Genomic DNA, 5,964 nt, shown 5'->3' on the forward strand with positions numbered 1-5,964 from the left:
AGCCCAGCCGGTTCATCACATCGTTGACAACGCCGTACTCGGTGTGAAAAAACCAAGCAAAAATCAGCCCGGCAAAAGACAGCGGCAAGGCCCAGGGCAAGAGCAAAGACAAACGCACGGGCCATTTGCGCTTGAAGGGCAAGTTGGCCAACATGGCCAATGCCAGCCCGGCGATCAATGCACCAGGCACCGTGATCAGGGTGATCAGCAAGGTGTTTTTCGTGGCGTTCCAGAACAAAGGGTCCTGCACGACATCGATGTAATTTTGCAAACCCAGAAACGCCCCGTTCTTGTCCACCGCATACAGGCTGTTGTAAACCAGCTTGCCGATCGGATAAACCACGATCATCAGCAGCAACAAAAATGCGGGTGCCAAAAGCAGCACTGCAAGCGTTTTTTCACTGGGATCGCGCAATTTGGACAACATGGCAACGTTCAATAGATTTGGGGGCAACTGCGCCGGACCCTGAGGGGTCCGGCGTCAGATCGGCTCAAAGAGCCTTCAGCGCATCAGTCTGCCAACACGGGCTGCGATTTCATCCACACCGGCCTCAGGCGTCTTGGTGCGGGCCAAAATGGCGCTGGTGGTGGTCCGGATGATGTCCGACACTTGGCCGTAATCTTCGACCATCGGGCGACTCTGAGCGCCCAAGACCACGGGCAAAGCGTCCTTGAACCATGGCACGGCTTTGTTGACCGCTGGATCCGAATACACGCTTTGGAACACCGGCAAGATCGAGCCCTCGCGAGCGATGAAGGCGCTGGCCTCTTTGGACGACAGGTACTGGATGAGCTTGCCCGCCGCATCCTTGTTTTTGCCATAGGCATTCATGGCCCACTGCCAACCACCCATGCAGGTCGCCGACTTGCCACCGGTCATGGCGGGCAAAGGCATCACGCCCACGTTGCCTTTGACCTTGGAGTCAGCATCGTCCTTGAAGCGGTCGAAGGCAAAGCCCCAGTTGATCGCGAACACAGCCTGACCGGCTTTGAATTCGTTGACAGTAACCGGGGTGGTGACTTCAGCGACGTTCTTTTTGATCACGCCTTGATCGACCATGCTCAGCCAGTTGTTCAAACCTTTGACAGCCGCCGCCTTGTCGAGGGTCAACTTGCCACCGGCATCGTTGAATTGTTTGCCCTGCCCCCAATAAGGCAACAAGAAAGTGCAAACAGCACCTTCAATGGGCGCACCCTGAATGGACAGGCCTTGAAGATTGGGGGCATTTTCTGCAGCCATGACCTTCTTGGCTGCTGCGGCCAACTCATCCCAGGTTTTCGGTTCGGCCACACCGTGTTTGGTCAGCAAGTCCTTGCGGTAATACATGAACATGGCATCGCCCTGGCTGGGCATGGCATAGAGCTTGCCACCGATCACGTTGGCATTTTGATAGACCGGCAGGTAGTCATTTTTGAGCACAGCGGCCCCACCGACGTACTTGTCCAAAGGTTCGATCCAGCCTTTGGAGGCGTATTGCGCGGGGTTGACGATGTCGATCAGGAACAGGTCGATGGCCGAGTCCTTGGCGTTGAGCACGGTGGACAGGTACTGGCGCTGCAATTCGGACGTTGCGCCGCCGGTTTCGATCTCGACTTTGACACCCGGATTGGCCTTGTTGTACTGCTCGAACAATTTGGCTTGCAAATCGGGGCGCTGGTTGGGGCCAACGAACACACGCAAGGTGGTTTGCTGAGCCCAGACTGCACCTGCGGCCAGTGTGCTGGCCAGGGCCACAGCAGCCAGTTTGATGGCGTGACGCTTCTTCATGGATGTCTCCTTGGGGTTGAAATCAAATGGACTTACAAAAAAACTTTGTCAAATCGCCTGCCCCGAGGCCTGACAAAACAAATGCATGGCCGAGGGATCGAGGTAGAGTGTTTGCGCAGTGCCTGAAGGGGACTTGAAACTGGCCGCACACCGCGCGACCAACTCCACCTGCCCCACTTGGAATGTGACCAGTGTCTCTGCACCCAAGGGCTCGCTGATGACCACCTTGGCAGGCACGGCCACCTCGCCGGGCACATGCCGAGGCGCCAGCGCCAGGTTTTCCGGGCGGATACCAAAAACATGCCCCGCAGAGCTGCCAGCACGCGCCAGCAACTCGGCAGGCAATGCGATTCGGGCACCCAAGCCAAGATCGGCGCCCAAAGCATCGATGTGACAGGCCACCAGATTCATGGGCGGGCTGCCCGTAAAGCCCGCCACAAACTGCGCGGCAGGACGGTTGTAGATCTCGTCAGGGCTGGCGTATTGCATTTTGTGCCCAGCACTGAGCACGGCAATGCGGTCGGCCAAGGTCATGGCTTCGACTTGGTCGTGCGTCACATAAATGATGGTGGCACCCAGGCGCTGATGGAGCTTTTTGATTTCGCTGCGCATTTCGTTGCGCAACTGAGCGTCCAAATTCGACAAAGGCTCGTCAAACAAAAAAACCTTGGGTTGTCGAACGATGGCCCGGCCAATGGCAACCCGTTGGCGCTGTCCGCCAGACAAAGCCGCTGGTTTGCGGTCCAGCATGTGGTCGATGCGCAGCAAACGAGCCGCATCCATCACGCGCGTTTTGATTTCTTCTTCAGGTGTCTTTCGCAAACGCAAGCCGAACGCCATGTTGTCATAAAGGCTCTTGTGCGGATACAGCGCATAGTCTTGAAACACCATGGCGATGTCCCGGTTGCGAGGCGGCTCATCGTTCACACGCTTGCCATCGATCAGCACATCGCCCTCGGTGATGGTTTCCAGGCCCGCGATCATGCGCAGCAAGGTGGACTTGCCGCAGCCCGATGGACCGACAAACACCACGAACTCGCCATGGCGGATGTCCAGATCAATGCCGTGGATGACCTTGTTTTTCCCGTCGTAGGATTTCTGAACTTGACGAAGCTGGACCGATGCCATGTGCTTTTAACTCTGGTGATATTGGAAAACAAGCCGCCGCTGTGGCGTGAATGAATAATAGATGACTTGAGTCAATAAAGATGTTGGGGTTATCGCGAAGGCCAGGACCCAAACGCTTAAAATTTGAGCAACTGCGCCCAAGAGAAATCGCCCCGGGTCAGATCGACCGCCTGACCGGTTCGGGCTGACTCCTGCGCAGCCAGGCCCATGATCACGGCTGCCAAGCCATCGCGCAAGCCCACCTCGACCGCGCCCTGCCCCCTCACCACGGCGTTGAACTTTTGGTGCTGGTACAAGGTCGACCCGTTGTGGTCGCCTGCGGCCAAGGCCTGGGGGTCGACCGGCACATCCAGCTCGCGCGGGCCTTTGGGCTCGCGGGGGCTGATGACCAGCTTGGGCACGGGCGCGTCGCCCAGGTGCTCGGGCCAAAAGCGACCCGGGCCCGGCACGAAACATTCGGCTTTGCCCTTGGGGCCCACGACCGAGATTTCTTCCTGATACCGGGCGCCTTCTGCAAACATGCACAGCTCCAGCATGGCCCGCTGCCCCGATGCGAAATCCACGATCACATAGGCGTTGTCCAGAATGTCCGGCGTGCCATCGGCATAGGTTTCATCGAGGTGGTTGTGGTCCACCCCGGCCGAGGCGTAAACGCGCACCGGCTCGCTTTGGGTCAGGTGGCGCATCAGGTCGAAGAAGTGGCAGCACTTTTCGACCAGCGTGCCGCCGGTGTAACGGTTGAAACGGTTCCAGTCGCCCACCTTGACCAGAAACGGAAACCGGTGCTCCCGGATGGTGATCATCTTGACCGGGCCGGTGTTGTGCTGACCATGGACCTCGCCCGCCAAGGCGGTCACGGGGGGCATGTAACGGTATTCCATGGCCACCCAGATCGGCGCAGGGTAGCTGGCCTGCAAGGCCGCCAGGCTGCGCACATCGTCCAAGCTGGTGCAGGCGGGCTTTTCCAGCAGCACCGGCAGTGGGCGCAGGCGGGCGATCTCGCGCAACTGCTCGGCATGGCAAAAGTTGGGGCTGGCGATCAGCAGGCAATCCACATCGGGCGACTGCACCACCTCGGCCAGGCTCGCGGCACTTTGCGCGCCCGGCACCAAGGCCAAACTGCTCGCCAGCATGGCGGCATCGGGTTCAAAAATGCGCGTCACCTGCGCCCCAGGCAGCAAGGCGATGTTGCGCAAATGCTCTTGGCCCATCATGCCGCAGCCGATGATGCCGTAACGTGTGGTGCTGATGCTTGCCGTTGTCATCGTGTTCAAAGCCCGTTCTGTGTTCAATTCAAGTTTAAAAATTCAGTCGGCCAGCGTGTAGCGCTGGCACAAAGCCAAAAATGCATCCAGCTGGGGATCGATCCCGGTTTCTGCTTGCAGCAAGGCTGCCACCGCTGGCGCCATCCGGGCCGCTTGCCGCGCATCCAGAAACAGCGCACGCCAGCGACGCGCAAGCATATCCTCAACCGTCAGGGCCCACTCGTTGCGTGCGGCAAAACGCACCATCGCCTCGGTCAGGCCCATGCCCAGATCGCGCTCGGCACCCGGCAGCGCCTGCACCAAAGCGGCTTCGCTGCCCCACAAATGCAAGCCGGGCGCTTCGCTGATCGCATGCACGGCTTGGCCCGCCTCGGGCGCACCGACCAGCCGGTGCTGCCCTGTTTTGGCCGGCCCTTGCGCGGCAGACGGCAAATCGTGGTGTTCCAGCATCGCGTGCATGACCTGCGCGGCCATGCTGCGGTAGGTCGTCCATTTGCCGCCGGTCACGGTGAACAGCCCGGGCGCTTCGCGGCGAATGAGGTGCTCCCTCGACATCTGGCTGGTCACGCCACCCTGGACTTTATCGACCAAGGGGCGAAGCCCCACCCAAACACTGCGCACATCAGCCCGCGTCAAGTCCACGCCCAGAGCCTGGCGCGTTTCGCGAAACAGAAAATCCAGCTCCTCTTGCATCGGCAAAGGCTCCAGCGGCGCATCGCTGCGTGGTGTGTCGGTGGTGCCGATCACGGTGGCGCCCAACCAGGGGACCGCAAACAAGACCCGGCCATCGGCGGTGCGGGGAATCAAGACCGCCTCTTGAATGGGCAAACTCTCCCGCGCCACCACCATGTGCACGCCCTGGCTGGGCTTGACCAGCGCTTTGACCGGCTCTTGGCCCGCCCAAGGCTGCAAAACCATTTGCCGCAAAGCGTCCACCCAAACCCCGGTGGCGTTGACCACGCAACGGGCCTGCAGGGTCGAGGTCTGGCCATCCCGTTCGTTGAACAAGCTGACTTGCCAGCCTTGCGCCGAGGGCGCCAAAGCCGTGACCCGCATGTGGTTGTGCACGCTGGCCCCGGCCTGGCGCGCCGTTTTGGCCAAGGCCAGGGCCAGCCGGGCGTCTTCAAACTGGCCATCCCAGTAACGCATGCCCGCCACAGCCCCCGCCAACATGCGCGGCAAACCCGGCAAACAGCGCAGCAATGCCGCCTTTGACAAAGCTGTCGTGGGCCCCAAGCTCATGCGGCCAGACAACCATTGGTAAGCCTTGAGCCCCAGCCCCGTCCACGCCCAAGACCACCAGCCCCTGCCCGGCACCACAAATGCCAAGGGCTGCGCCAGATGCGGCGCCAGCGCCAAGACCGTGGCCCGCTCACGCAAAGCCCCGCGCACCAAACGCCAACGGCCCTGCGCCAAATAACGCACGCCGCCGTGCAGCAATTTGGTGGATCGCGAAGAAGTTCCAGCGGCAAAGTCCCGCGCTTCCACCAGGGTCACGCGGCGGCCTTCCAGCGCGGCTTGCACCGCCACACCCAAGCCCGTGGCGCCACCGCCGATGACCAAGAGATCCCACACGGCGTCTTTTGCCTCACCACCCAAACCCTGATTTTTCAAAATAAGGCCCTAAACAATCAACAATTTATGATTTATTCGATTCGTTTTTGATTGTATAGAGCCCATGCGCGCAAATTGCGTTATTCTTGTCAGCCTAGTGAAGACCCCTACTCCCGCACCCCAACGAGCACACTCATGGCCCTGAACCCCAGACAAATTGCCATCTTGCAATCCGTGCGCGAGCAAGGC

The 5,964-nt window shown here is 60.1% G+C and carries 5 protein-coding genes; all 5 read right to left on the minus strand.

Annotation, left to right across the window (positions count from 1 at the left end; translation table 11 throughout):
• Nucleotides 1–427, minus strand: a 427-nt coding sequence (locus Q1W40_RS13705) for a sugar ABC transporter permease (protein ID WP_300712997.1), incomplete at its 3' end; no start/stop codon positions are given.
• 75 nt (nucleotides 428–502) lie between these two features.
• Nucleotides 503–1,768, minus strand: a complete 1,266-nt coding sequence (locus Q1W40_RS13710) for an ABC transporter substrate-binding protein (RefSeq protein WP_300712998.1) — start codon at nucleotides 1,766–1,768, stop codon at nucleotides 503–505.
• Nucleotides 1,769–1,816: 48 nt separating this feature from the next.
• Nucleotides 1,817–2,896, minus strand: a complete 1,080-nt coding sequence (gene ugpC, locus Q1W40_RS13715) for a sn-glycerol-3-phosphate ABC transporter ATP-binding protein UgpC (RefSeq protein ID WP_300712999.1) — start codon at nucleotides 2,894–2,896, stop codon at nucleotides 1,817–1,819.
• A gap of 116 nt (nucleotides 2,897–3,012) precedes the next feature.
• Nucleotides 3,013–4,161 carry a Gfo/Idh/MocA family oxidoreductase gene (locus Q1W40_RS13720; protein WP_300713001.1) on the minus strand — a complete coding sequence of 383 codons (1,149 nt, stop codon included), beginning with the start codon at nucleotides 4,159–4,161 and terminating at the stop codon, nucleotides 3,013–3,015.
• Between the two features lie 42 nt (nucleotides 4,162–4,203).
• Entirely contained in the window at nucleotides 4,204–5,736 is a 1,533-nt protein-coding gene (locus tag Q1W40_RS13725) for a glycerol-3-phosphate dehydrogenase/oxidase (protein WP_300713003.1), read from the minus strand.
• Nucleotides 5,737–5,964: the final 228 nt, after the last annotated feature.

The organism is Limnohabitans sp., assembly GCF_030158565.1.
In the GTDB taxonomy this organism is placed as follows: domain Bacteria; phylum Pseudomonadota; class Gammaproteobacteria; order Burkholderiales; family Burkholderiaceae_C; genus Limnohabitans_A.

What these genes read in the sequence shown, in the direction of transcription:
- Q1W40_RS13710 (WP_300712998.1), bottom strand. Translation starts at nt 1,768, where the DNA reads ATGAAGAAGCGTCACGCCATCAAACTGGCTGCTGTGGCCCTGGCCAGC.
- ugpC (WP_300712999.1), bottom strand. Translation starts at nt 2,896, where the DNA reads ATGGCATCGGTCCAGCTTCGTCAAGTTCAGAAATCCTACGACGGGAAA.
- Q1W40_RS13720 (WP_300713001.1), bottom strand. Translation starts at nt 4,161, where the DNA reads ATGACAACGGCAAGCATCAGCACCACACGTTACGGCATCATCGGCTGC.